We start from the raw sequence: 24,510 nt of genomic DNA on the forward strand, positions 1-24,510 counted from the left end.
TCGATCAGGCGCAACACCGTGCTCCGGCTGACGGCCACGCCGAGGACGACAGCCAGCCGAGCACCCGCCCGGCGCCTGGATGCGCTGGCCCGCGGTGGCGTCGTGGCACAGTGGTTCTATGTGCGGCCGCTACACCTCGACCCGTGGTCCTGAAGACCTGGCCCGGCTCTTCCAGGTGACCGACTGGAACCCTGCCGAGAGGCTGGCGCCCAGCTGGAACGTTGCGCCGACCGATGAGGTCTACGCGGTCCTTGAACGCGCCGGGCGGGACGGCGACGACGAGGTACGCCGTGAGCTGCGGGCGCTGCGGTGGGGTCTGGTGCCGTCGTGGGCGAAGGACCCGAAGGCCGGCTCCCGGATGATCAACGCCCGCGTGGAGACCGTGCACGAGAAACCCGCCTACCGACGCGCCTTCGCGAAACGCCGCTGCCTGCTGCCTGCCGACGGCTTCTACGAATGGGAGCCGGTGAAGGACGAGGCGACGGGCAAGACGCGCAAGCAGCCGTACTTCATCCACCCCATCGACGGTCAGGTGATGGCCATGGCGGGTCTGTACGAGTACTGGCGCAACCCCGATATCACCAGCGATGACGACCCCGACGCCTGGCTGACGACCTGCACGATCATCACCACCGAGGCCACCGACGCGGCCGGCCGCGTACACCCCCGCATGCCACTCGCCCTCACCCCGGACCACTACGACGCCTGGCTCGACCCCCGCCACCACGACATCGACGACCTCCGCGCCCTGCTCGTCCAGCCCGCGGACGGCCGGCTCGATGCCCGGCCTGTATCCACGGCCGTCAACAGCGTCCGCAGCAACGGGGCTCACCTCCTCGACGCGGCCACCTAGCCTGCTGCCCCGCTGTGCCCGGGCCGGGGACGGCCCGTCGAGACCCGCCGTGGCCGGGGCCGGGAACGGCTCGTCGGGACCCGCCCGGGGCGATCGGTCGGCTGGTGAGGAGCCGGGGTGGAACCGGACGTGTTGATTGTCGCGGTGAGGCCGGTCTCGTTGGCTTTACGGTGTCGTGGAACGCAGGGCCGGGCTCGAGCATCGTCTCCGGCGCGGCGAGGCCGGCAGCGCGGATCTTGGCGCGGAGGACCTCCGTGCGGCCGAGGACGTCTCCGGCCCCATCCGTCCGTGCTACGGATTGCAGACTTCGTCCACCGATTCCTGCCATTCCTTCTGCTTCTTCTTTGCCTCCAGCCAGATGGCCCGGGCCTGCTCGACCTTGGCCTTCTGGGCCTCGATCGCCGCCTCGTCCGGGGGCTGTGCTGCTTCCAGCTCGTGGAGCTTGCGCTCGGCGTCGTGCAGCTCCTTCAGCGTGCGAGCTGTGTCCTTTTTGGCCTTTGCAAGGCCGGCCTTGGCCGCCTCGCAGATGGGTGGTGAGATCGGCATCTGTCCTCCTCGGGAAACACGCTCGACGTACGGTGCCGGATCGGGTGCGGCCGCGTGCCAGGCGTGAACGGGACGCGGCCGCCCGCCGTTTCCCACAAGCTGATGTCCGTCCCGCTCCAGGCCGTGGCACCCGCCCATGCGCGGGGAGACGTTGCGCTGATTGGCGCACATACCCCGGGACCGTGGTGCGGCGGCAGACCGGGAGCTGCCGGTCCGGTAGCGGCGGCGTACCGGATGCCGGGAGCCGCTCCAAGCAGGCATTGAGATGTCCCTGCCGTTCGCTACGACAAGATGGCGGCGGTACTTGTCGTAGTCGTAGCCGCGGTCGGCGAACAGCCGGCCCGGCCGGTGCCTCGGCCGCCCGCGCGTCCCTCGGATGCGGGGAATGGCATCCAGCAAGGGCATCAGTTGCGTGACGTCATGACGGTTTCCGCTGGTCAGCGAGACGACCAAGGGGGAACGATCAGTAAGGAAGTAGCCATTGCCGACGTCCGCCCAGGTGACGTCGCCGACTGACTCCAGGAGTACGGCGTTGTCGACGCCGGCGCGGATCAGAAGGTCCACGGTCTGGTCATCGGCTCGAACGGCGGCGGCCTGTCCTACATCGCGAGCCCTGAGGGGTCGGTTGCCACCGGGTCCCGCTGGACTGTCCCAGCTGGTCCTGAAAGAGAACGACGGCATCTGGCTCGTGACCGAAATCTAGGGCAGGGGAGTCCGGCGCTGTGAAACCCCGGATCCTCACGCGGCTGCGGCCCCTATGCTGCGGCGGTGACCATACCCCCCGATGCCGCCGGGCCCGTCGTGCCGGCCCGGCCCGCCGCGCCCTCGCGTCTCGCCTTCGTCGCCGCGCTCGCGCTGATCGTCGTCACCCTGGCCGCCTTCTGGGCATGGCGATGGTGGGAGGGTCGGCAGGAGGGCGAATTCAAGGCCGATCCGCAGTTCTGCGAGCTCGTCACCCCCGAGACGATCCACCGGCTCGTGCCCGAGGCGTATGGCGGACGTGAGGACGTGGTGTCCTGCACGTGGGCTGCCCCGCGCGAGAAGGGGAAGTACCGGGCCAACGTCCATCTCTTCGCCAGCCGCCTCAATGTCGAGCTGGCCCAGGAGGACATGCGGGAGCTGCGCATCGACGGTGAACTGGGCTGGGAGAAGGGTACCCAGGAGGACCTGCTCGGGATCGGCGACGAAGCCTTCCTCCGCTTCAGTCCGCCCGTACCCGGCAAGAACATCACCGCGCAGGTTGTCTTCCGCCGCAGCAACATGGTGATCTACCTGGCCTACGCCCGCAGCGACGACGACCGGCAGGCTGCCCGCGCCGGAGCCGTCGACGCCGCCCGCGAGACCGCAGCTCTCCTCAAGCCCTGACGGACACCTCAGGTGGTACGCAGGGTGACCAGACCTGATTCGTAGGCGAGTACCACGAGTTGGGCGTGGTCGTGGGCGTCCAGTTTGGTCATGGCACGGTTGACGTGAGTCTTCGCGGTAAGCGGGCTGACTACCATGCGGTCCGCTATCTCGTCGTTGGACAGACCCTCTGCGACCAGGACTACGGCCTCGCGTTCGCGGGCGGTCGGTTCCGCCGACGCGGTGCGGCTGCCGGTGTCTCAGCCGCCCGCACACGCCGAGCCTCGGCCAACTGCGGGCCGCGTCAAAGGAAGAACAACAGACGAAGGCTCGAAAGACACAGCACCAGGATCCCACCAACGACTCCAACGCACCCACAGAACCAACGAAAAGGGCTTGCGGATGGAGCGGTTCGTGAAGCTGGTGAAGGTGGTCCGGGAACGAGGGGGTAACGGCCCGGGTGGTGGCCGGCCGTGGTGTCTGCCGATGCCGGACCGGTGCTGCTCGTGGCTGTGTACTACCGCACGAACCTCACCATGCGACAGCTCGCGCCGATGTTCGGGGCCTCGCCCGCCAGGGTCTGCCGAGTCATCCAACGGCTCCGTCCGCTGCTGGCGCTCGAGCCGGCTCCCCACCGACGGTCAGGTGATGGCCGTGGTGGGACTCTACGAGTACTGGCGCACCCCCGACATCGACGACCTCTGCGCCCTGCTCACCCGCCCCGCGGACGGCTGGCTCGACGTCCGGCCCGTCTCCACGGCGGTCAACCACGTCCGCAACAACGGAGCGCACCTCCTCGACGCAGCCACGTGATCGACTATCCGCGCCGTGCGGGGGGACGCGAGCCGGCCACCCACCCCGTCACCGAGCCGGCGGAACCAGGTGCTGATACGCCTCCGGCGGCGACAGCGAGCGATCGCTACAGATCGCCGGTTGCGCCGGTCTCCAGGAAGCGCACAAACGCACTGCTGGCCTTTTGGTGTCTTCGGGGCGGGGCCGTGTCAGGCCTGTGGGGTCTGCTGCGATGACGGAGCGGCCAGGCCGGCGATCATGAGGCTGAATGCTTGGGCGGCGCGTTCGTCGAGTTCGTCGAGGGGGATGCCGGTGTCGCGGGCGTAGGCCTCGCGGAAGATGACGTAGCCCATTTGTGCCGCGGCGGTCATGACGTGCGCGGCGACGGCGTCGGCGTCCTCGGGTAGCGAGCCGTCGGCCTTGTCGCGGTCCAGGCTCTGCAGGGTCTGGGGGAATCGAGGCAGCGGGCTGAAGTTGTCGTCGCGGTCGAGCGCCAGGAGCGTTTCGAGTGTGACCAGTTCGGGTTCGTCGAGGCGATGGTGGAACATCGCGAGCCGTCGTTCGGCGAAGGGCTGTTCCCAGTGGCCGTCGTGGTCTTCGGTCTGGCGCTCCACGAGGTCGGCGGCCGCGGCTCGCAGCAGGGATTGACGGCTGCCGAAGTACTGGTAGATCTGCCCGTGGTTGACCCCCGCTTCGGCGGCGATCTCCCGGAGGTTGACCCCGGCGAGCACTCCGTCGCGCTCGAGCAGGGTGCGTGCCGCGGCGAGAAGGTCCGCCTCCGTCTCCTCGCGGCTGCGCCGGCGCCGCCGCGTCTTTCCGGTCCCGCCGGTCCCGCTCTCGGTCATGTGTTGCTCCCCGATCGTTCTGGATCTTCCCGTCTCGGCTCTTGCCGCGCCGCAGGGACCACTCTATGGTCCCACTAGCAACGTTTCGTTAATAACGAAACGTGAATAACGTGAACGTGCGAAGGGGAACCCATGTCGACACCTCCGCTGGCGGGCATACGCGTTCTTGACCTGTCCACCGTGCTGGCCGCGCCGGTCACCGCCACGTTCCTCGGCGACTTCGGCGCCGAGGTCGTCAAGGTCGAGGATCCCGGCCGCGGTGACTTCACCCGCGGCCCTACTCCGGGCGCCCGGTCCCCGTACTGGGCCCAGGAGGCCCGCAACAAGAAGTCCGTCACCCTGGACCTGCGCACCGAGGCCGGGCAGCGGATCGCGCGCCGGCTCGTTCCGCACTTCGACGTCGTGATCACCAACTACCGGCCGCCGACGCTGAAGACCTGGGGGCTGGACCCGGACACCTTGCGGGAGCTCGCACCGGACACGGTGCTCGTGTATGTGACGGGGTACGGGCTGACCGGCCCGTACAGCGACCGCGGTTCCTTCGACCGGATCGCCAGTGCCTTCGCCGGCCTGACCTACGTCACCGGCGACGCGGACCGACCGCCGGTGCGCAGCGGGTACTCGACGATCGACTACATGGCCGCCTACCTGGGCGCGTTCTCGGTGGTCACCGCGCTGTACCACCGGGACACCGCGGGCGGTGGCGGGCAGGTGATCGACCTCGCGCTGTACGAGGCGGGGTTCAGGGCCTCCGAGGACGCGCTCGCCGCGTACGCGACGACCGGCAAGGTCAGGGAGCGCCTGGGCAACCGGAATCCGCAGATCGTGCCCGCCAGCGACTTCACCGCCTGCGACGGGCGCCGCGTGTCGATCCACGCAGGCACCGACGCCCTCTTCGGCCGGCTGGCCGCCGTCATGAACCGCCCGGAGCTGGCGGAGGAGCCCGCCTATGCGACGCGGGCGGCGAGGGCGGAACACGCCGATGCCCTGTACGCGCTCATCGCCGACTGGGTTGCGGGGTACTCGGCGGACGAGGTGACGAAGTTCCTGAGCGACACCGGCATTCCGGCCTCGCCGCTGATGAGCATTGCGGACATCGCTGCCGACGCGCACTACCGCGAGCGGGGCACGCTCGTCACGGTGGACGACCCCGACTTCGGGCCGCTGTCGATGGTCGCGCCGCTGCCCAGGATGTCGAAGACGCCCGGCAGCATCCGGAGCACCGGCCCGGCGCTCGGCGAGCACAACACCGACGTCTACACGGGTGTGCTCGGCCTCGGCCCGGACGAGCTCGCCTCGCTGCGCGCCGACGGCGTGATCTGACCTTCCCTCCCACCACCCCCTCTTCCTCCGGGAGGTCACGCGCCCATGGCCGTCACCCTGCACACCGCCGCACTCGGGACGCGTCTCGACCGGCTCCCGCTCAGTCCCTTCCACCGCCGCCTGGTCGTCGCCCTGGCCGGAATGATCCTCTTCGAGTGGGTGGAGACCTACGCCTTCGCGTTCGTCGCCCCCGCCCTGCGCGAACAGTGGGACATGCCGCTGTCGACCATCGCCGTCGTGGCCGGTGTAGGTCAGCTCGGGGCCTTCGCCGGCGGCGTGCTCGCCGGCTACCTCGCCGACCGAGTCGGCCGCCGCCGCACCATGCTGGCCTGCGTCATCCTCTATTGCGTCGCCACCGTCGGCTGCGTCCTGGTCCAGAACCCCTGGCAGCTGATCGCTGCCCGCACCGCCACGCACCTCGGCGCACAGGGCATGGCCGTGGTCGCCATAGTCGTTCTCACCGAGTTCGTACCCGCCACCGCGCGGGGGCGCCTGCAGACGTACAAGGTGGCGATCGGCTCGCTCGGTATCCCCATCGCCGCCTGGGCGGGCTACTTTCTGGTGCCCCAGTGGACCTGGGGCTGGCGCGTCGTCTTCGGCCTCGGCCTGTTCGGTGTCGTCTTCGCCGTACTGATCCATCGCTGGGTCCCGGAGAGCCCGCGCTGGCTCGCCTCCCGGGGCCGGCTCGCCGAAGCCGACGCCATCGTGCGCCGTGTCGAACTCCAGTGCGGCGTCGAGTCCCCGGTCGACGTGCCACCCGCCCCTGCCATGGCGGCATCAGGGCCGACCGAGACCCCGGACCAGCCCCGCATCAGCGAGTTGTGGACCGGTGCGCACCGCCGCAACTTCCTTGTCGTCACCACGATGTGGGTGACCGGACTGCTCGCCTACTCCGCCTACAACACCTGGACACCCACACTCCTCGCCGAGACCGGGCTCGATCTCGACGACACCCTGCTGCTGTCCGCTGCCCTGGCGACAGCCGCCCCACTCGGCGCGCTGGCCGCCGTACCTCTCATCGACCGCTGGGACCGGCGCCGCACCCAGCTCGTCCTCGGAGCCCTGTCCGCCACCGCGCTGCTGCTGTTCTCGCTCGTCCGCGCCCCTGCGATCGTCCTCGTGCTCGGCTGCCTGGTCAGCCTGCTCTTCCAGATGGCCGTGCCCTTCCTCCAGGTGTACTCCGCGGAGATCTTCCCCACCCGGATCCGCGCGCTCGGCTCCGGCACCGCCAACGCCCTGTCCCGCATCTTCAACTTCGCCGCCCCGATGCTTGTCGCCGCCATCTACACCGGCGCCGGCTACACCGCCGTTTTCGTCCTGCTCGCCGCGCTCAGCGCCACCGGAGGCCTGGTAGCGGTCCGCTTCGGCCCGCGCACCACCGGCGTAAGCCTCGAAGCCGCCACCACCTCCCACCCCGCCCCGACCCCCAAGGAGCCCCACACACCATGACCGACCTGTCCTTCGCCTCGGCCACCGAACTCACCGCCCTCATCCGCCGCCGGGAGCTCTCACCCACCGAGCTCATGCGCCACACCCTCGACCGAATCTCCGTCGCCGACGCGACGATCAACTCCGTCGTCGCCCTCGACCCGGAGGGAGCGCTCACCGAAGCCGCCGCCCTCGAACAGCGCATCATCCGCGGCGACAACGCAGGGCCGCTCGCCGGCCTGCCGATCCTCGTCAAAGACCTCGAAGACGCGGAAGGGTTCCCCACCGCCCGCGGCACCCGCGCCTACCAAGGCCGCCCGCCCGCCGCCCACGACAGCATCCACGTCGCCCGGCTCCGCGCCGCCGGTGCCCTGGTCATCGGCAAGACGAACACACCGCCACTCGGTGCAGCGGTCCACACCACCAACGACGCTTTCGGCACCACCCGCAACCCCTGGAACCCCGAGCGCACGCCCGGCGGCTCCAGCGGCGGCGCGGCCGCGGCCGTCGCCGCCGGACTCGTCGCCCTGGCCACCGCCGGAGACGGCGGCGGCTCCACTCGCATCCCCGCCGCGCTGTGCGGAGTCGTCGGCCTCAAGCCATCCCGCGGCCGCATCCCGCACGGCCCGGTCCGGATGCCGATCTGGCCTCAGCACGCCTGCCTGTCAGGCATGGCCCGCACCGTACGGGACACCGCACTGCACCTCGACGTCGCCGCCGGCCACCACCCGGCCGATCCCAACTCGTTGCCCGCCCCCGGCCTCTCCTACCGCGACACCCTCGACAAGCCGCTGCCCGCCCTGCGCGTCGGCGTCCTGCGCACCCTCGGCATCGCCGCACCCCGCCCTGAGATCCTGCGCGCCCTCGACCACGCCGCAGCCCTGCTGCGAGGCCAGGGCCACGACGTCCGGGACGACGAGTCGGCCCTGCCCGGCGCCGACGACTTCCCCGCTCCGTTCCAGCTGCGGCAGAGGGTCCTGGCGTACGCCCGGCTCCTCGACGTCCTCGACGACTTCACCACCCGTCGCGACACCTTCGAACCGTGGTTCGCAGACCTCCTCGACGCAAGCCGCTCTCTCACCCCGGCGGACCTGGCCGCCTACTGGGCCCACCGCGCACGCCTCGACCAATGGGCGGCCGACCTCTTCGACCGCTACGACCTCCTGCTCATGCCGACCACCCCCACGACCGCATGGCCGGCCGAAGGCCCGGACGTGGCCGCGGCCGTGCACGAGCGGGTCCTCCCCATCTCCTACACCGCCGTCTTCAACGACACCGGCCACCCGGCCGTCAGCATCCCCTCCGGCATCGCCCCGGACGGACTTCCCCTCGCCGTGCAGCTCATCGCTGCTCACCACCGCGACGACCTCGCCCTCGCAGTCGCCCACGCGCTCGAGAAGTCCCTTGGCACACAGCGCCCGCTGACCTTCCGCGCCGCGCGATGACCGGTTTGATGCCTGGGCCCAGACGAGGCGGCGATATCTGTCGCGGTCGTAGCTACGGTCGCGACAGATTGTCAGACCGCCGCAGTCGCCCGCCCAGACCGGGAACACTCGGAGTCTTGGCAAGCAGATGCATCAGCTGGGCGATGTCGTTGCGGTGTCCGCTGGTGAACGACACGGCGAGCGGGATCCCCGGAGCCACACCGGAACATGCGAGCTGACCAGCCTCAAGCCGCTACCCGTGGGACCTCTGACTCCGCGGACAGGCTTCCTCAGAGCTTACGACTCGGGGAGCGAGAGGAGTGCCCTGCTGTGTGGGGGCCCGGGGCCCGCATGGTCGGCAGACACAGCACTCGGAGGTCGGCTATCCCACGGGGGCATCGGAGGTGGGCCGGCCCGGAATCTCCAGCAAGGTGGACAGGTAGTCGGGGCGCTCTTCGACCACGAGGTGTCCGGCCTCGGAGACCACACCGAGCTCAGCGCCGAGTGTGGCGCGCACTGCCGGGCCGAGCCGCCGCGGGGGGAGGAAGACGTCGTGCTCCCCGGTGACGACCAGGCGGGGAACTGACCGCGCGGGCAGGGTGGCAGCGCCCGGCGCCCCACTGGAGCGCGCATGCCGGGCGACCAGTGTCATCCAGTCCACCAGTTCCTCGCGGGGTGAATGGCCAGGCGCGAGCATGGCGCGCAGAAGCCGGGCGCTGTGCGTCGGTGCGGGCCGCAGGAACCAGGCGGCCGAGGCGGCCAGCACGGTGGGAGTCAACCTCAGCCTGGTCAGTCCACCGGGGGAGACCAGGGCGAGTCGTTCGATCCGGGGAGAGTCGCTGGACAGGGCTATGGCGGCACCGAAGGAGTGGCCCATCACCATGACCGGCTCGGACGAGATCTTCTCGATCACCTCGCTCAGCCACGCCCCGTACCAGGACAACCGGCTGCCGGAAAGACCACGTCCGCCGGAACTGAGACCGGGCTGGCCCGGGACGTCCACCAGCAGCACCCGGTGACCGGCGGCGACGAGGGCCGTGGCCAGCGGCAGGGACGCGGCGGCGTTGAAGTTGGTGCCCGGGACGAACACGACCGTCGTCGGGCCGGAGCCGGCGAGGACCACGTGGGTCGGTGCGCCCTTGGCGGTCACCGTCTTGCGTTCGTGTGGTACCGGCCATGCGGCGAGCTGGTCGAGGCACCAGCGTCGGATGAGCTCCTTGCCCGTCGTACTGCGGTAGATCGAGTTCACTGGTCGAGTATCGCGCCTCGTACCGGGCAGGGACATGAGAAGGGCCGCACGGGTTGGGCAAGTTGTGACGCAAGCCTGGGCCGTGCGGTCTGTTCCCATCCTGCCCTGTTCGGAATCTCTCGCGCGCACTTCGGCGAGTTGCTCGAAGAACTCGCCCCGAGGTGGGAAACGGCCCGGGAGTCGGCACTCCACGAGCGCCTCGGCGGAGGCCGAGCTGTACGCGGTGGACCGCGCCACCGTCTCCGGAGCGATCCGCGAGATCCGCCCGCTGCTCGCAGCCCGCGGCTTCGCGATCCCCGACCGTCCAGGTGTGCGGCTACGCACACTCGAGGACCTGTTCGCCTACGCCGACGCGGAGGACGTGGAACTGCGGATCGACGGGACCGAGGTGCAGGTCCGCCGCCCGTGTGCGAGCCGCCCCGGTCGCAGGGCGTTCATCTCGGGCAAGAGGAAGCAGAACACCATCAAGACCACCACGTTCAGCGACGGCCGGGGGCGGACCCTGTTCAGCGGGGTGGTCAGGCCGACCGGATGCACGACCAGACCGCTGTGCGCACCGAGGGCATCGCCGAGCAGTTCCGCCGGCACCCGCAGGTGAAGGCGGGGGGCGATGAGGGCTACCGGGGTCTGGCCAACGAGTTCCCCAGCCAGGTCAGCGCCCCGCCGAAGAAGCCGAAGGACGACGCACCACCGGGCGAGCACCACGCCTGGCGCGAGCAGCGGCGCCGCCAGTCCTCCGCCCGGATCTGCGTGGAGCACACCAACGCCGAGTTCAAGCAGTGGCACCCACTGCAGCGGTTCACCGGCCGCCGCGAGACCTACGCCGACACCCACCTCGCGATCGCTGGGCTCATCTCCGACCGCTCCGCCCGCCGGGCGCCCCGCCGCAAGACCAGCACCGAACTGGTGCTCGCCTGGCAGGCCGCCTGCTGATCACCCCCAGCCGACCCACCGGGCTGGCACGCCCGGATCTCAATGGCTCCCAAGGTCGTAAGCGTCACCATTACCCTTGCCAAGCGGGCACCTGAGAGCGACAGGCAGCCATAACCCGACCCGGAGGGTCGTGGGACGCGTTCCGGAGCCCCGGGGTGTCAGTGGATGCGGTGATGACGGTTAGTACGGCCACCGGGAGCATGATCTCCCGAATCCGAGACAGCTGCTCTCCGGTAACCCGGCCTGTGACGCCGGGCTGCTTGCTGTGTGACCGACGTACCGTGGTGCACCACGGACAGACGGCTCGTCCTCGGGCAACTCGTGCGCTGCCATTGGGCGGACCGCGCCGGGTCTCTCGTCCTTCTGCCTCATACATGAACAACGCCGCGTCGGGATGTAGGTAGCGCGCAGGACCTCCCGCGGTGGTTCCGTTGCTGTGCCGGGCACCGAACGACGCACTATTCAGCTCTGCTGGAGTCCTGTACGGCCCTGCTCGGCGGGCCGACCAGGCCCGCAACCGGCTCAGGCGCGGATTCCGAGGCGGCAGGGCGTCGTCCCGGCGCACCTCGCGCCTGCCTCTCCCTCCCGATGAACTGCCGCCGCGATCAGTTGAGAGGAAGCTTGCAGACTGGCTGCTCGACGGCCCCCCGCATGAGCCGGGCGGACGGAACTGCCGTTCCCCCGCGAGCAGGGCGCCGTAGTAGAACTGTGTGCCCTGCAATCCCCAGGGCAGTCACCGGCCCTTCTTGTTGAACCATCCGAGCGACTGGCCGACGGACGCGCCGATAACGAGGATGCCGAGAGGAACGATCGTGAACCAGGTGGCATCGGCTTTCATGGCCGCGAGCAGGGCGGTGGCGCCGAGGGCAAGCGCCAGGAGTACGAGCATGCCCAGAAGGACACGAATCTTGGAAACCAACGGAGTACTCTCCCATGTTCAGCCAGGCTCGATTGACCAGACAGCATTCGCTACCCGCTGGACAGCTGTCGACGGTTGCCCAGTAGGGAGGCAGCAAGCTCCCCGGCGTGGCGCCACGGCTCCGTCTGGAAGCTCAGAGGGCGAGTCTCTCAACGCTGCTCTCCGGAAGCATCAGTAGAACTACGTAATCGAATACGCAGCTTCACCGACCGGAGCGGGGCAAAGCAGCGGCCAGCAGTACATGTGAGGTTGCCCGGCCGGCTGCCGACCCGCACGACCACATCCCACGTCCAAGCAGGTCACGGGCCATGGGTCACCGGATTCCGACGCCGGCACCCCTCCTAGTACTCCAGCAGCGTTTCGCTGTTCCTACTGGTCAGGGGCCTGATCTTGAGTGTAGTGGTCCGGTGTTTCATCGGGTGGGGGATCGCTTTGGACTCGTCATCCGAAGGATGGGTTTATGCGGGTGGGTTGCTGACGGCGGGAAGGGTCCAGGCGTGACCGAGGATCTTGGAACTGGGCTGTGGGTGGCGGAACTTGAAGAGCTGTTCCTGCGGGTGGGGGGCCGGTTCTCACGTGTCGAACCGCGGCGGCGAATGCGCGACTACGTGCGAGGGCTATTGGGTCCGGTCGGCCGGAAGAACGGCTGGCAACTCGCGGAATTCGCAGGTCACGCGACGCCGGACGGGCTGCAGCGGCTCCCGACCGGGACCCGGTGGGATCCCGAGGAGATCCGCGATGACCTGCAGGCGTATGTGGCAGAGCGGCTGGGCCGCCCGGACGGCGTCCTGATCATCGACGGCACCGGTTTCCTCAAGAAGGGCACCACTTCGGCTGGGGTGCAGCGGCAGTACTCCGGCACCGCCGGCCGCACCGAGAACTGTCAGATCGGCGTCTTCGCCGCCTCTGCCTCAACCAAGGGGCGGGCGCTGGTGGACCGGGAGCTCTACGTGCCCAAGTTCTGGACCGGCGATGCGGATCGCTGCCGCGCGGCCAAGATTCCCGAAGACCACACCTTCGCGACCAAGGGTGAGCTCGCCCGGCGTCTGGTGCTGCGTGCACTGGCCTCTGACCTGCCCATCGCATGGGTGGCCGCCGATTGTGCCTACGGTCAGGATGGGGATTCCGCCGGATGCTGGAGGAAGCCGGCGTCGGTTATGTGCTGGCCGTGCCGAAATCGCAGCAGGTCAAGTCGCTGGCCAGAATCTGGCGCATCGACCAGCTGACCAGCGAGGCGCCCCACGACGCCTGGCAGCGACTGTCAGCCGGGGACGGCACCAAGGGCCCACGCATCTACGACTGGGCTTCCGCGAAGTTGCCGGTCATCGACTTCTTCGACGGCGATGAGCGCACCCACCGCCGGTGGGTACTGGCCCGCCGCAGCATCAAGAGGCCAGACGAGATTGCCTACTACCTGGCCTACGCGCCCACCGGCACCACGGTTGCCGAGCTGGTTCGCATCGCCGGCTCACGCTGGGCGATCGAGGAGTGCTTCCAGGCCGCGAAAAGCGAGTGCGGCCTGGGCGAGTACGAGGTCCGCCGCTACCCGGGCTGGTACCGGCACATCACCCTGGCGATGCTCGCTCACGCTTTCCTCGCCGCGATGGCCGCCGCAGCGGTCGAAAGGGGGGCCGAAGAAACGGTTCCGGTCTCCTCGCGCCCCTCACCGTGGCAGAAATCCGAAGGCTCCTGGCAACTTGCCATCCCTCGCCAACACCCCAACGAAATCGCCGTGTTCATCCCTGAACTGGTCCCGATGGCGACGCCGCCATCAAGCCCTCGCCCACCACTACCTCCGCCAGACCCGCATACAGCACGAGTCCGGCAATCCCCCACCCGATGAAACACCGCACCACAACACTCAAGATCAGGCCCCTGACCAGCAGGAATAGCGAAACGCTGCTGGAGTACCAGGAGGTACAGGCAACCGAGGAAGAACTGGCGGTGGGGGCACTGTCCGTCGGCGGCCAGGGTCACGAACAGGGAGCCGAAGGCTGGGCGTGTTGCGAGGATGTCCCAGTCCTGGGAGACCGGGGGCTGCGCTCCGGGCGCATAGGCCCAGGCGGTCATCTCCGCAGGCGTTGGATTGGCTACATCTTCGGAGGCGGGTTCTGGGCGCACGGCGCCTATACAAGCGCAGCAAACTGATCGCTTCCAGTGGCGCGCTCATCCGGGGGGGACGGCGGGGCGGCCGCTGACCGTGGTTCTCCAGGTCGTCCATGCCGAAACCAAGGCCCGTGCCGGCGAGGCAGCCGCCGACCACGTGCGGCCGGTACTGGATCTGTTTGAGTCGGCGCTTCACGGCCCGGGCGATCTGGTCGAGGTCCGCCGCGGCGAGGTTGCCGATGTCGCGGCGGACCACCGACCAGACGCCCTCCTGCGGGTTGAGGTCGGGTGCGTAAGGGGGCAGCTGGAACACATTGAGCCACTCGGCGTTCGCGTCGATGAACTCCCGCATGCCGGCCGTGAGGTGCAGGTGGACGTTGTCCCAGACAAGCACGATCGGGCCGCCGAGCTGGAGGCGGGCGCGGACGATCAGGTCGCGGAAGTCGCGCCAGCCGAAGCCCTTCGGTTCGTCCTTCCGGCCCCGGTTCTCGCGGATCGTGTAGATCAGCCGGGACCTCTTGCCGGGTTTGTAGCAGGCCATGCCGTGGCAGACGGTCTATGGGCTCTTCCGCCGTTGGCAACGCAATGGTGTCTGGTCAGCGGTGTTGACCGGGCTGCAGGCCCGGGCGGACGCGGCCGGGCTGATCACCTGGGACGTGAACGTCGACTCCACGATCTGCCGGGCCCACCAGCACGCGGCCGGTGCCCGGCGCGACGGCCAGACCCAGAAGGAACCGCCTGGCGGCCGCCAGGACGAACCCGACGACCACGGCCTGGGCCGGTCCCGCGGCGGCTGGACCACGAAGATTCATCTGGCCTGCGAACAAGGACAGAAGCCGCTATCACTGCTGGTCACAGCCGGTCAGCAGGGAGACAGCCCGCAGTTCACAGCCGTTCTGGAAGCCATCCGGGTCCCTCGCCTCGGACTGGGCCGGCCACGGGTTCGTCCACTGCGGGTCCGTGGCGACAAGGCGTACTCATCGCGCGCGAACCGTGCCTATCTGCGTCGACGGGGAATCCGCTGCACGATCCCGGAACCTGCCGATCAGGCCGGCCACCGCAAGCGCCGGGGCACGGTCGGCGGGCGGCCTCCGGCCTTCGACCGTGAGGACTACAAGGCTCGGCATGCGGTCGAGTGCGGCATCAACCGGCTGAAGCGGAACCGGGCGGTGGCCACCCGGTTCGACAAACTCGCGGTCCGCTTCGAAGCAACCGTCCTCATCGCCGCGATCAACGAATGGCTGTGACCTGCCGGGAGTGTCGGTCCCGCATGCCATTCTGGCCGCAATCAGGTCAGCGGGTTGAGGGGAGACAGGGCCGATGGGGGCTGCGTACTACCGGGCCGAGAGTGAGAGCGGCGACCACATCGAGGACCCGTCCGAGGACGCACTGTTCATGCTGATCGATAACCTCAACAACTCGGACAACACCTCCGTCGTCATCCAGCCCGACGAGGACGACCCGGCCTGGTTCACCTCGGTCGCGGTCCTGGACGAGGGCGGCTACGAGGTCGTCCGCCGCGACACCACCCGCCGCGAACACGACGTCGCCACCGAGACCAGCATCGACCAGATCGCCCGTGACCTCACGATCTGGATGGCCGCCCGCGACTTCCCTGGACGACCCACCCAGCACACCCGCAACTTCTAAAACACGCCCTAGCGGTCCTGCGGCCCGGAGTGGACTGGGAAGCGGTGCGTACCGTGGCCGCGGGGCGTCGCTCGCCGCTCGCGGCCTCGCGCCGGTCGCCCCGGAGTGGGATGTGACCTGGCAGAGGTGGCGTAGGTGCCGCGCTGTCGAAGTCCAGCCGGTCAGCCCGCCGTCCACGGGCGGAGTTTGTCGGGGTTGCGCACTGCCCAGATGTGCGTGATCCGGTCGTCCGCGACGTCGAACGCGTACACGGCCACGGTGACGCCTTCGTGCTCGATCACCAGGCCGGCCCGGCTGTTGACCGTGCGCTCTAGGACCGTCAGGCCGCCGGACGCCCGGGCGGCGAGGTCGGTAAGGTAGCGCGCGATCCCTTCGCCGCCCTCGATCGGGTGGAGCGCGGCGGCGACCACGCCGCCGCCATCCGCCGTGAACGTCGCGCCGGGGGCGAGGAGTCTGACGAGGGCGTTGATGTCCTGCGCGTCCCACGCCTGCTTGAAGTCCCTGACGAGGCCCGCCTGGTGGGCTGCCGGGGCCGCAGGGGGCAGGGAGGCGCGGACGCGGCGCCGGGCGGAGGAGGCCAGTTCGCGGCATGCCGCCGGGGTGCGGCCGGTGATCCCGGCGATCTCGGCGAACGGGTAGCCGAAGACATCGTGCAGGATGAGCGCGACGCGCTGAGCCGGGGTCATGGATTCGAGGGCGACGAGAAACGCCATGCTCACCGACTCGTCGAGTGTGACCCGGTCGGCCGGGTCCGCGGGATCGGTCGCCGTGGTGCCTGGGCGCCCGCTGATCCAGTCGGTCCGCTCGGGCAGCGGCTCTGGGATCCATTCGCCCATGTAACGCTCGCGCCGGGCCCGCGCCGAGCCGAGGAGGTCCAGGCACACGCGGGTGGCGACCGTCGTCAGCCAGGCGCCGGGGGACTTGACGGCGTCCTGCTGCTGTCGGGACATGGTGTACCAGCGGGTGTAGGTCTCCTGGACCGCGTCCTCGGCCTCGGCCAGGGAACCGAGGAGTCGGTAGGCGAGACCGATCAGCCGCCGCCGCTCGCTGATGATCGCGTCCAAGCCTGCGTCGGACTCGTCGTGCCGTGACTTCGCGTGATCGGTCATGGTTCCGGTGGCTCCCTGGTCTCGGATCGTCCCTCGGCGGTCCGACGAGACAGCACGTCCGATTGTCAGGTCTTCGAATCTCCCTGACGTTCCGTGGGGTCGTGTCGTCAAACCGTCAGACACAGCACCGGCCCGGAAAACCCGCGTAGGAAGCATCTCAGGAGACAGCGATGACCAGGATCGGAATACTCATCGGAAGCACCCGCCCCGGCCGCAAGGGCGACCAGGTCGCCCGGTGGGTCCACGAGCGGGCGGCCCGCCGCTGCGACGCCGCATTCGAGGTGATCGACCTGCTCGACCACCCGCTGCCGCATCTGGACGAGCCGCTGCCCGCGCTCGCTGGGCGGTACCAGCACGGGCACACCCGGACATGGGCTGACACCATCGCCCGCTTCGACGGATTCGTCATGGTCACCCCCGAGTACAACGCCTCCATCCCCGGCGTGCTCAAGAATGCGATCGACTACCTGTATGCGGAGTGGACCCACAAGGCCGTTGGGTTCGTCTCCTACGGCGCTGGCGGCGGCGCCCACGCGGCCCGGCAACTGCGGGCACTGTGTGAGCTCCTCCAGATGGGTGCAGTGACCCCGCAGGTCTCGCTGTCCCTGCACACCGACTTCGAGGACCACGCGACACTCAAGCCGGGCGCCCACCACGTCAGCGCCCTCGACACACTGCTGGATCACGTCGTCGCCCAGAGCACGGAAGGACGGACAGCCACCCCGACACAGCGTGAGACAGACGAAGCCGTGATCCGCCGCCACATCGACGGGATCACCGACGCGATCCAGGCCAAAGACCTCGAGGGTCTGAGGCGGCTCTACTCGACGGACGTCGTCTCCTTCGACATCGATCCGCCGCTCCAGCACGTGGGGATCGACGCGAAAATCAAGAACTGGGCGAACGTGTTCACGTTCTTCCAGGAGGTGACCTACGAGGTGCGCGACCTGATGCCCACGGTAGGTGAAGACGTGGCGTTCACACACGGCTTCGGCCGCCTCAGCGGCACGCTGCCCGACGGGACGGCGGCGGGCGGCATGTGGGTCCGGGTCACCTTCTGCTTCCGGAAGATCGACGGCGAATGGCTGATCACGCACGACCAGATCTCCGTGCCGCTGGACATCCTGGGCGGCAAGGGGGTCGTCGACCTCGAACCGTAACGTCAACGGGCCCTGCTCCGGTGGGTTTGTACTCGAGCTTCGAGTGGCCCCATCGCTGGGGCGGATTCCGTCGGCGGCGAAGTCCGCGAGACATGAGTGCCGGCCGCGCACCGGGGTCCGGCCCGGGCCCCACATGCGCGGCGGGGCTCAGCCGGGAGGCCGCTCCCGATACGGCACGGACGGGCTCCCGACCGTCGGCGTCGCGCGCACCAGATCGAGACCGGAGGTGAATACCGCGGGGAGCTGCGCCCGCGCGACGCGGCGACCACCGTCGGCGGCATGGGCGACGACGCTGTCGGGGTCCCTTCGACCGCGGGATTCTCCTCGCGCCCGGCGCCCGCCAGCAACGCCCCGGCCGCACCGCAGACGAGCGTCAGCATCGGCACGGCCACACGAGCGGCGACGCGGCCGCCGGCTTGAGGGGGGGCCCGGCATCCGATGTGCGTTCTGTCGATCGGCGTGGCCACGTCGATGCCGTCGCGTCATGCCTACGCTCGTCCCATGACCGAGAGTGAGATCCAGCTCAAGGCAATCGCGGCGCTCACGGCCCTGCGCGGGGGAGTCGCCCAGGATTACGTCTCCGACCTCCTCGGTGAGGTCATTCCGACGCGGTTCCTGGTTCCCGACACCGACGATGCGGTGGAAGTCGGAGCAGCGGTTCTGACCCAGCTCACCGGCCCGATCAGTGCTCTGGTCCGCGGGTTCATCCTCGCCTTCGAGACGGTGGCCGACGCGTACGACCAGACGGAGTCCGGAGAGCCCACCGAGCAGATCTTGCAGGCCCTGGCCCTGGAAATCGCAAGCGACACCGAGTGATCGACCTCCGAGTCACGGCGGCGAACCCTACATGTCGTTGTTCGGGTGGGCCCCCGGGGCCTTGACGGCGCGGGACCAGGGGTGTGGGGGAGAGGTGGAGGAGGTCTCCTCGCCCCTGGAGGGTGTCCACGGCGCCGACGATGAGAGGGCCGTGTTCCCCGACGGCCGCGGGGTCCTTGCTCGCGTAGTCGATGCGCCAGAGGGGGCTGCCCACATGACCAGAACGGTTCGGAACCGGGCGGCTGGTGCGGCCGGGTTAAGCACGTGGCCGGGCCCCGACCTAGGGCTTAGGTCGAGGCCCGGAGGCGCGATGGCGGTCTGTCAGTGCCGGAAGTTGTCCTTGATGTCTTCCTTGGTCTCACGGGCCTTCCCCTTGGCCCGGTCCGCCTGGCCTTCGGCGGTCAGCCGCTCGTTGCCGACCGTGCGGCCCACGGCCTCCTTGGCCTGCTCGACGTGCGCCTTGCTCTTCTCCGTGCCCGACATCGGGACCTCCTCCTGGATGAACCGGATTGGTCTTGACCGACACCTGCTCCCGATCACCGCACTCAAACCGCATGCTGTGTCGCCGGATCCCGTGAATATCGCACGCATGGCCGAAGGGTGGTGGGGCGTACGGCGCCTCGGAGGTTGATATCCATGGTTCCACTGCTTCTCGTTCTTCTGCTCGTGCTCATCCTGTTCGGCGCCGGCTTCGCACTGAACGTCCTGTGGTGGGCTGCCCTCGTGGTGCTGGTCCTGTGGCTGATCGGGTTCGTCGCCCGGCCGAAGGGAAGTAGCGGCCGCCGGTACCGCTGGTAACCACACCAAGCGCCCCCGTACCGCTCGCTCGACAGACCGCCCTCCCACGCGGCGATCGTCCGGGTGACGCATCGGCCAGGTTCGCCGTACTCGACCGACTTCTTCACCGGGAACTCTGCGGCTTCCCGGCGACTCATCTCTTCGCGTAGAGGCCTGAAGACCCCCTGGGCTGACCTGTAGAGCTGACGCATCGCCGGCGTCTACCGGGGCCGTCAACTGCTGCTGCCGCGGCGCGGGATGTTAAACGGATCCATCAACGGCTGCTGGACGAGCATGCCTCCGACGGTGCTCCTGTTGGCTCAGTGAGTTCGGCAACCTCTGACAAATCACAACAGAAGGCATTTGAATCCGCCATGGTCCGCCTCCCTGCCCATCCCCGCCTTGGTGCGGGATAGTCGGGCACTTCGTCGGCTGAACCCGGGAACGAGGTAGCAGATGAATTCCTCTTTGTGGTCGGCTCGGTGGCTGGCTTCTGCCTGCGACGACCCCGTCGCAAGTCTGCGCGAATGGCGACTGAGCGAACGGGGCGTGATGCTCTTGCCAGCGGGCCGGATGTGGGACGCCCTTGCTGTTCCAGAGGCACGGGGGCACAGCTTGCTCAACGCTGTCGCACGCTCCGGACATCCAAGGACCGGCCCCGTACTTCTCAACAGAAGGCGGCAGGAGTTTGTGCTGCTGGTGACTCCCGGCAGCCCAGCAGCGAGGCTGGAGCGAGCCGCTCGGTACATGACGACCGGAACCTGGCTTGCCATGCCGGACCCCGGCCGGGAGGTGACCGGGCTTTCCTGGATCATCCCGCCGGACGGACGTGGAACGCTCTTCTCTCCGAAAGACGTCTATCCCGCACTCGCGCCGTGACCTTCAGGGGAACGATTAAGGGCGCAGAGAAAGAGGGCTGCTGCTTCGGGACCCCGGAGGCCCTGCGGCTGAGGAGTTTCGGGACTTGGCTGGGTGCTGCTGCCCGCCTCAGATGCCTCTCTCCGCTGCTACGCCACCTGGTCTGGGGAGCCCGTCACGATGTCTATCGATTGAGGGGAAGATTGCCTGAGGCTTCAGGGCCAGAGGACCACCACGTGTGATGGATGCGCCTGTGAGGCCTGCGGCTACTCCCACCTGGGCGGCACCGCGTTCTGACGGTCGGCGAGGCGTCGGCTGAGTATCCCGGGCCGTACCGCCGACGCCTCCCCCTGCCGAGGTGTCGGCCCGGACAACGCACAACCCTTCGAGAGGGTCACGACTCGTCTGAGACATGACGTGGCATGACACGACACGCCCGCTGATCGAAGGAAACCCACCGATGACCTGAGCCCACCCGTTCCGTCATCGGCTCGCCCTGGCTGTCGCTGCCGCGCTTGCGTCTCCGTGGCCACCCTCACGGCCGTCCCGGCCGCGGCGGCGCCCGGCCCCGAAGCCACGCGGACCGTCACGTCCGTCGCCCTCGAGGTCGTGAAGGAGTCGGTACCGCAGCACGCTGACTTCCGTACGACGAGCGGAGACGCGGGCTTCGGGTGGGACTTGACCGCGGCGCATGTGACGACGGTTCGGTGTTTTGTCCCCCACTCCGTTGGCGCTGCGGGTGCGCAACGGCGAAGGGGAGTTCTTGCCGGGTGGCTGCCGCCGAGGCCCCGGGGGCTGGCTTGCGGCCTCGCGGCGGGTGTTCCGCCGGCCCATGCGATGGGTCTTGCGCCAGCCACTCCCGATTCTTCTGGGACCTGTGGCAGCCTCCAAGTCGGACGAATCTGAGTGCTGAGGGCGATGCCCGGCCGAGCCTGACACGCTCACCGGTTGCCCCGGTCGTCGTTAATCGCCGGCGAGGAAGCGCGTCTGCGAGAGGAGGGCGCCGCAGCCCCTGGCGTCGGTCGAAGCGCCGCCGGTATGCCGCTTGTTGTTGCCGCGCCTTTGGGTCGCCGCTTGACGCGCGTGCATGGCGCAAACCGGATGAGTCTACGCGCGGTGAATTAAACATGCGCCCAAAGCGGACGACATCCGCACCGAGGGCTACCCGTCGGTATCACCGCCCTGCTAGAAGTGTCGCGTTCAACCAACTCACCTCCCACGCTTTGGATTTGAGGCTGATCGCCATGCTCTGGCGAAGATTCGCGCTGTCTGCATCAACCGCGCTCGCAGTGGCCGCCGCGGCCCTCGGAGTCGCCCAGCCGGCCACCGCCGCCGGTCACCGCTACGTGGCCGTCGGAGACTCGTACTCCTCCGGCGTCGGAGCCGGAAGCTACCTTTCGGACAGCGGCGACTGCCGTCGCAGCACCAACGCGTACCCCCGCCTGTGGGCAGCGGCCAACTCCCCCTCCTCGTTCTCCTTCACCGCATGCTCCGGTGCGACCACCGGTTCCGTCCGCAGCGGCCAGCTCGGCCCTCTGAACTCGTCCACGACCCTCGTCAGCGTCACGGCGGGCGGCAACGACGTCGGGTTCGCGGACATCATGCAGACCTGCGTGCTCAACAGCGAGGCCACCTGCGTCGCGGCCGTGAACGCCGCGGTCGTGAAGATGAACAGCACGCTGCCCGGTGGCCTCTCCGCTCTCTACGGGGACATCCGCAGCCGCGCACCGCAGGCGCACGTGGTGGTTCTCGGGTACCCCCGGTTCTACAAGCTGGCCGGAAGCTGTATCGCCGGACTCAGCGAGACCGAGCGAGCGGCCATCAACCGGGGTTCCGACACGCTCAACGGCGTTTTGGCGAAGCAGGCGGCGAACGCGGGATTCACCTTCTCCAGCGTCGTCGACGAGTTCACGGGCCATGAGATCTGCTCCGCGGACTCCTGGCTGCACAGCCTGTCCGTACCGGTCTACAACTCCTACCACCCGAAGGCCGCCGGGCAGTCGGGCGGATACCTGCCCGCTTTGCGTTCGGCTGTCTGACGCTGCCCGCGAACTGAGCCGGCCGCCGGTCTGCTGAGCCACAGATGGCAGCCGCGCCTCAGGCTTTCGTGAGTTCCAGGAGGGCCAGACGTTGACGTTCAACGTCACCCAGGGACAGAAGGGCCCCAGGCGGAGAACAACACCCTCGCCTGACCCCACAACCCTGCTGGCGGGACCGGAGCGGGCTCAGCACGTTCGGTCCGCGCTCTCCGCGCGGGTCAGACGGCGGACGTCGTACGAACCGGCCCGGGCACGGCACCCTCGCCGTGACGGGCCGGTGGCGCGGAGGGCTCAATCAGGTCGCGGAGCGCCGTTGAGGCCTCCGGACCGGCCGGCTAGGGCTTGTCCGGCCGATCATGTGGCTACCCCCTGCCCAAATCGTTCCTGTGGGCATGGGGCGGGGTGATCTGAGTGATGCCGAGTGGGAACGGCTGCGGCCGTTCCTGCCAGTCAGCAACGGGCGTTGTGGCAGGTGGCGGGATCACCGGCAGGTGATCGACGGAATTCTGCACCGGGTGCGGACCGGGGCGCAGTGGCGCGATCTGCCCGAACGGTTCGGGCCGTGGAAGACGGTCTACGAACGCCACCGCCTGCGGTCGGCCGACCGAGGGCGTGATACACGCGGCAGGCGAAGGCCTCGGTCGGACGGCGCCAAGGCCGCCAATGTACGAACCACCGTCGAACTGGACGTCCTCTCGACATCGCCGTGACCCGCGACCTCCACAAGTGGCGGGTACACGAGCATCGAGGCTTACGCCGAGGCCGAGGTAGAGCTGAACCACCTACGTGTTCGAGCTGATCGCCGACGCAAGCGCATCCGCGCCGTCATGCCAGCCCGACTGTCGGAACTTTCCGACACTCCTCCGCGCGCCTCCCACGCCAAGGTCCTCGCGCCCGTCGTCGCCCAGGAGAACGGGGCCGCGAAGGCTCGCGAGGTCATCACCGCCATCAGGGCCAGTGGGAAGGAGCTCACCGCCGCCGTGCTCGCCGCTCAGGTCGAGCGCCTTGGCTATGCCCGGACCATTCCCGGGCAGAGCCGGCTCGACAAGGACCAGGTCGCAGCGAGGAGCACCGCCGCTCCGTCGAGGCTGGCCGAAAGCCCCGGGCGGCTGCGGATCTCGTCGAGCGGGCGCGCGCTCTGTATGAGGAAGCGGTGTTGCGACGACGTCGCCCCGCTCGACCGGGGTGCCGCCACCAACGACGTGCACCGCCTCGCATGGCACGGGCTGCCCGCCTCCTCGGGAAACAGATCCGCGTACCAGGGGTGAAGACCCTTGAGGCGTCGGGTACGGGCGATCACGTCGATTGACCTCTGCCGAGACAGGCCGTTGGTACGCCTCCCTGTGATGGACGACCGTGGTCTCGCAGGCCTCGGCGTACACCTCCAGGGCATCAGCCTCGCCCTGGTCGGCCGCCAGGCCCCAGCGGTTGGTGGCGACCCACTCGCCGATGTAGCGGCAGTGCGCGTCGGGGAGCGGCGGCATCCACTCCCGCGGGTCCTGGTCGGCCTTCGAGCGATTCGTACGCGCCGTGACAGCTACGAGCGAGTGGGGGCGTCCTGGTCGTTCGCGTACGCCTCGCGCCGCGCGACGAGACCAGCCGGTACGTCAAGCAGAGCCTGTCTGCGGTACCCCAGCCGGACGCGGGGGGTTGGGACTGCTCTTGCACCCACCCGCTGACCCTCGGGCCGCGAAGTGGGCCATGGCCTATCGGGTCGCCGGTCAGATCGCCGACGGATCCCTTGATCCCACAGTCGGCACCCACCTCATCTGGGCAGACATCGCCTATGACCTCGGCTACCCCGGAGAACTCGAACCCCTCGTCCACTGCGGCATGACTTGGACGGCTGAGAGGAGAGTGGGGGAGTCTCCGTCGAGGAACTCAACGGGGAAGCGGTTGAGGCAGCGAAGCAGTTCCTCAGCAACGGGTCGGCAGGCGAGGCGGGGGACTGACCAGCGGTTCGTTCTCGCCACCGGGATTGGTCACCCATGAGCCTGATCCGGTCACTCAGCGTGGCTGCGCCACAGAAGGTGAGCCAGAACCGGTTCTCGTGAACAGAGCCAGGCGTGGAATGTCGCTGCGGCCGAGGCCGTCTGAGCTGACCGCGCAGGTGGCGCGGGCGGTGGCGGATACCCGCTGGCGATGCGGGTCCGTGACGAGCTGGACGAGTTGCTCGCGGACGCCGAGTTCGCCGAGGCGTTCGGATCAGAGGGAGGCATGACTGGTCACCGGGTCAGCTCGCGCTGATGCCGGCGTTGCAGTTCACCGAGCTCACCGAGCTCACCGAGCTCACCGAGCTCACCGAGCTCACCGAGCTCACCGAGCTCACCGAGCTCACC

The 24,510-nt window shown here is 69.0% G+C and carries 21 protein-coding genes and 6 pseudogenes; 18 read left to right on the forward strand and 9 right to left on the reverse strand.

Features of this window, described 5'->3' with window-relative positions:
• Positions 1 to 118 precede the first annotated feature (118 nt).
• Positions 119 to 853, forward strand: coding sequence for an SOS response-associated peptidase (locus E0F75_RS35395; protein WP_229315084.1), 735 nt, complete (start codon positions 119 to 121; stop codon positions 851 to 853).
• Between the two features lie 291 nt (positions 854 to 1,144).
• On the opposite strand, the pseudogene E0F75_RS40805 reads toward E0F75_RS35395, so the two are convergent.
• Positions 1,145 to 1,864, reverse strand: a pseudogene (locus tag E0F75_RS40805) (transposase); the annotation flags it as partial.
• Between the two features lie 303 nt (positions 1,865 to 2,167).
• Between E0F75_RS40805 and E0F75_RS35405 the strand changes: the two are divergent.
• Positions 2,168 to 2,764: a hypothetical protein gene (locus E0F75_RS35405; protein WP_229315085.1), complete on the forward strand. Its 597-nt coding sequence runs from the start codon at positions 2,168 to 2,170 to the stop codon at positions 2,762 to 2,764.
• Positions 2,765 to 2,772: 8 nt separating this feature from the next.
• Here the strand turns inward: E0F75_RS35405 and E0F75_RS35410 are convergent.
• Positions 2,773 to 2,976 (reverse strand): annotated as a pseudogene (locus tag E0F75_RS35410) (response regulator transcription factor); the annotation flags it as partial.
• Positions 2,977 to 3,145: 169 nt separating this feature from the next.
• On the opposite strand from E0F75_RS35410, the pseudogene E0F75_RS35415 reads away from it, so the two are divergent.
• A pseudogene (locus E0F75_RS35415) lies at positions 3,146 to 3,375 on the forward strand (transposase family protein); the annotation flags it as partial.
• Positions 3,376 to 3,391: 16 nt separating this feature from the next.
• Positions 3,392 to 3,556 carry a hypothetical protein gene (locus E0F75_RS35420; RefSeq protein WP_374115494.1) on the forward strand — a complete coding sequence of 55 codons (165 nt, stop codon included), beginning with the start codon at positions 3,392 to 3,394 and terminating at the stop codon, positions 3,554 to 3,556.
• Positions 3,557 to 3,744: 188 nt separating this feature from the next.
• On the opposite strand, the gene E0F75_RS35425 is transcribed toward E0F75_RS35420, so the two are convergent.
• Entirely contained in the window at positions 3,745 to 4,380 is a 636-nt protein-coding gene (locus tag E0F75_RS35425) for a TetR/AcrR family transcriptional regulator (protein ID WP_229315086.1), read from the reverse strand.
• A gap of 132 nt (positions 4,381 to 4,512) precedes the next feature.
• Between E0F75_RS35425 and E0F75_RS35430 the strand changes: the two genes are divergently transcribed.
• Genes E0F75_RS35430 through E0F75_RS35440 form a run of 3 tightly spaced genes read left to right on the forward strand, consistent with a single transcriptional unit; the run spans position 4,513 to position 8,576 of the window.
• Positions 4,513 to 5,703, forward strand: a complete 1,191-nt coding sequence (locus E0F75_RS35430; RefSeq protein WP_229315087.1) for a CaiB/BaiF CoA-transferase family protein — start codon at positions 4,513 to 4,515, stop codon at positions 5,701 to 5,703.
• 45 nt (positions 5,704 to 5,748) lie between these two features.
• Positions 5,749 to 7,152 carry an MFS transporter gene (locus E0F75_RS35435; RefSeq protein WP_229315088.1) on the forward strand — a complete coding sequence of 468 codons (1,404 nt, stop codon included), beginning with the start codon at positions 5,749 to 5,751 and terminating at the stop codon, positions 7,150 to 7,152.
• Positions 7,149 to 8,576, forward strand: coding sequence for an amidase (locus tag E0F75_RS35440; RefSeq protein ID WP_229315089.1), 1,428 nt, complete (start codon positions 7,149 to 7,151; stop codon positions 8,574 to 8,576). The genes E0F75_RS35435 and E0F75_RS35440 overlap by 4 nt, the downstream gene beginning before the upstream one ends.
• A 361-nt stretch (positions 8,577 to 8,937) precedes the next feature.
• On the opposite strand, the gene E0F75_RS35445 is transcribed toward E0F75_RS35440, so the two are convergent.
• Positions 8,938 to 9,804 (reverse strand): alpha/beta fold hydrolase, encoded by an 867-nt coding sequence (locus E0F75_RS35445; protein WP_229315090.1) that lies wholly within the window; start codon positions 9,802 to 9,804, stop codon positions 8,938 to 8,940.
• Positions 9,805 to 10,027: 223 nt separating this feature from the next.
• Here E0F75_RS35445 and E0F75_RS40500 point away from each other — a divergent pair, with 223 nt between their 5' ends.
• A complete protein-coding gene (locus E0F75_RS40500; RefSeq protein WP_308189633.1) occupies positions 10,028 to 10,402 on the forward strand; it encodes a hypothetical protein in 375 nt (124 codons plus the stop codon).
• Positions 10,336 to 10,737, forward strand: a complete 402-nt coding sequence (locus tag E0F75_RS40505; protein WP_308189634.1) for a transposase family protein — start codon at positions 10,336 to 10,338, stop codon at positions 10,735 to 10,737. The genes E0F75_RS40500 and E0F75_RS40505 overlap by 67 nt, the downstream gene beginning before the upstream one ends.
• A 733-nt stretch (positions 10,738 to 11,470) precedes the next feature.
• Here the strand turns inward: E0F75_RS40505 and E0F75_RS35455 are convergent.
• Positions 11,471 to 11,626, reverse strand: coding sequence for a hypothetical protein (locus E0F75_RS35455; protein ID WP_229315091.1), 156 nt, complete (start codon positions 11,624 to 11,626; stop codon positions 11,471 to 11,473).
• Positions 11,627 to 12,108: 482 nt separating this feature from the next.
• Between E0F75_RS35455 and E0F75_RS35460 the strand changes: the two are divergent.
• A pseudogene (locus E0F75_RS35460) lies at positions 12,109 to 13,499 on the forward strand (IS701 family transposase).
• Positions 13,500 to 13,523: 24 nt separating this feature from the next.
• Here E0F75_RS35460 and E0F75_RS35465 read toward each other — a convergent pair.
• On the reverse strand, positions 13,524 to 14,303 hold the full coding sequence (locus E0F75_RS35465) for a transposase (RefSeq protein WP_229315092.1): 780 nt from the start codon (positions 14,301 to 14,303) through the stop codon (positions 13,524 to 13,526).
• On the opposite strand from E0F75_RS35465, the gene E0F75_RS35470 reads away from it, so the two are divergent.
• Together E0F75_RS35470 and E0F75_RS35475 are read left to right on the forward strand one after the other, a co-directional pair.
• Complete coding sequence (locus E0F75_RS35470; protein ID WP_229315093.1) at positions 14,302 to 15,009, forward strand: IS5 family transposase; 708 nt, start codon at positions 14,302 to 14,304, stop codon at positions 15,007 to 15,009. The genes E0F75_RS35465 and E0F75_RS35470 overlap by 2 nt on opposite strands.
• A gap of 73 nt (positions 15,010 to 15,082) precedes the next feature.
• The gene (locus E0F75_RS35475) at positions 15,083 to 15,412 is read left to right on the forward strand and encodes a hypothetical protein (RefSeq protein ID WP_229315094.1); all 330 of its coding nucleotides are present in this window, start codon (positions 15,083 to 15,085) and stop codon (positions 15,410 to 15,412) included.
• A 161-nt stretch (positions 15,413 to 15,573) separates the two neighbouring features.
• Here E0F75_RS35475 and sigJ read toward each other — a convergent pair whose 3' ends face one another.
• Positions 15,574 to 16,521: an RNA polymerase sigma factor SigJ gene (gene sigJ / locus E0F75_RS35480; RefSeq protein ID WP_229315095.1), complete on the reverse strand. Its 948-nt coding sequence runs from the start codon at positions 16,519 to 16,521 to the stop codon at positions 15,574 to 15,576.
• 170 nt (positions 16,522 to 16,691) lie between these two features.
• Between sigJ and E0F75_RS40510 the strand changes: the two genes are divergently transcribed.
• Together E0F75_RS40510 and E0F75_RS35495 are read left to right on the forward strand one after the other, a co-directional pair.
• Positions 16,692 to 17,681 carry an NAD(P)H-dependent oxidoreductase gene (locus E0F75_RS40510; protein ID WP_308189635.1) on the forward strand — a complete coding sequence of 330 codons (990 nt, stop codon included), beginning with the start codon at positions 16,692 to 16,694 and terminating at the stop codon, positions 17,679 to 17,681.
• Positions 17,682 to 18,182: 501 nt separating this feature from the next.
• A complete protein-coding gene (locus E0F75_RS35495; RefSeq protein WP_229315096.1) occupies positions 18,183 to 18,497 on the forward strand; it encodes a hypothetical protein in 315 nt (104 codons plus the stop codon).
• A 321-nt stretch (positions 18,498 to 18,818) separates the two neighbouring features.
• Here the strand turns inward: E0F75_RS35495 and E0F75_RS35500 are convergent, their stop codons facing one another.
• On the reverse strand, positions 18,819 to 18,980 hold the full coding sequence (locus E0F75_RS35500; protein WP_229315097.1) for a CsbD family protein: 162 nt from the start codon (positions 18,978 to 18,980) through the stop codon (positions 18,819 to 18,821).
• Positions 18,981 to 19,133: 153 nt separating this feature from the next.
• Here E0F75_RS35500 and E0F75_RS35505 point away from each other — a divergent pair, with 153 nt between their 5' ends.
• The 4 genes and pseudogenes from E0F75_RS35505 (at position 19,134) to E0F75_RS35520 (ending at position 23,439) form a co-directional block, all read left to right on the forward strand.
• Positions 19,134 to 19,295 carry a hydrophobic protein gene (locus tag E0F75_RS35505; RefSeq protein ID WP_229315098.1) on the forward strand — a complete coding sequence of 54 codons (162 nt, stop codon included), beginning with the start codon at positions 19,134 to 19,136 and terminating at the stop codon, positions 19,293 to 19,295.
• A gap of 2,081 nt (positions 19,296 to 21,376) precedes the next feature.
• A complete protein-coding gene (locus E0F75_RS35510) occupies positions 21,377 to 22,171 on the forward strand; it encodes an SGNH/GDSL hydrolase family protein (protein WP_229315099.1) in 795 nt (264 codons plus the stop codon).
• 392 nt (positions 22,172 to 22,563) lie between these two features.
• A pseudogene (locus E0F75_RS35515) lies at positions 22,564 to 22,776 on the forward strand (transposase); the annotation flags it as partial.
• Positions 22,777 to 22,998: 222 nt separating this feature from the next.
• Positions 22,999 to 23,439, forward strand: a complete 441-nt coding sequence (locus E0F75_RS35520) for a hypothetical protein (protein ID WP_229315117.1) — start codon at positions 22,999 to 23,001, stop codon at positions 23,437 to 23,439.
• A gap of 66 nt (positions 23,440 to 23,505) precedes the next feature.
• Here the strand turns inward: E0F75_RS35520 and E0F75_RS35525 are convergent.
• Positions 23,506 to 23,759, reverse strand: a pseudogene (locus tag E0F75_RS35525) (HNH endonuclease); the annotation flags it as partial.
• Between the last annotated feature and the right edge of the window lie 751 nt (positions 23,760 to 24,510).

Source organism: Streptomyces sp. CB02980, from assembly GCF_014451325.2.
GTDB lineage: Bacteria > Actinomycetota > Actinomycetes > Streptomycetales > Streptomycetaceae > Streptomyces.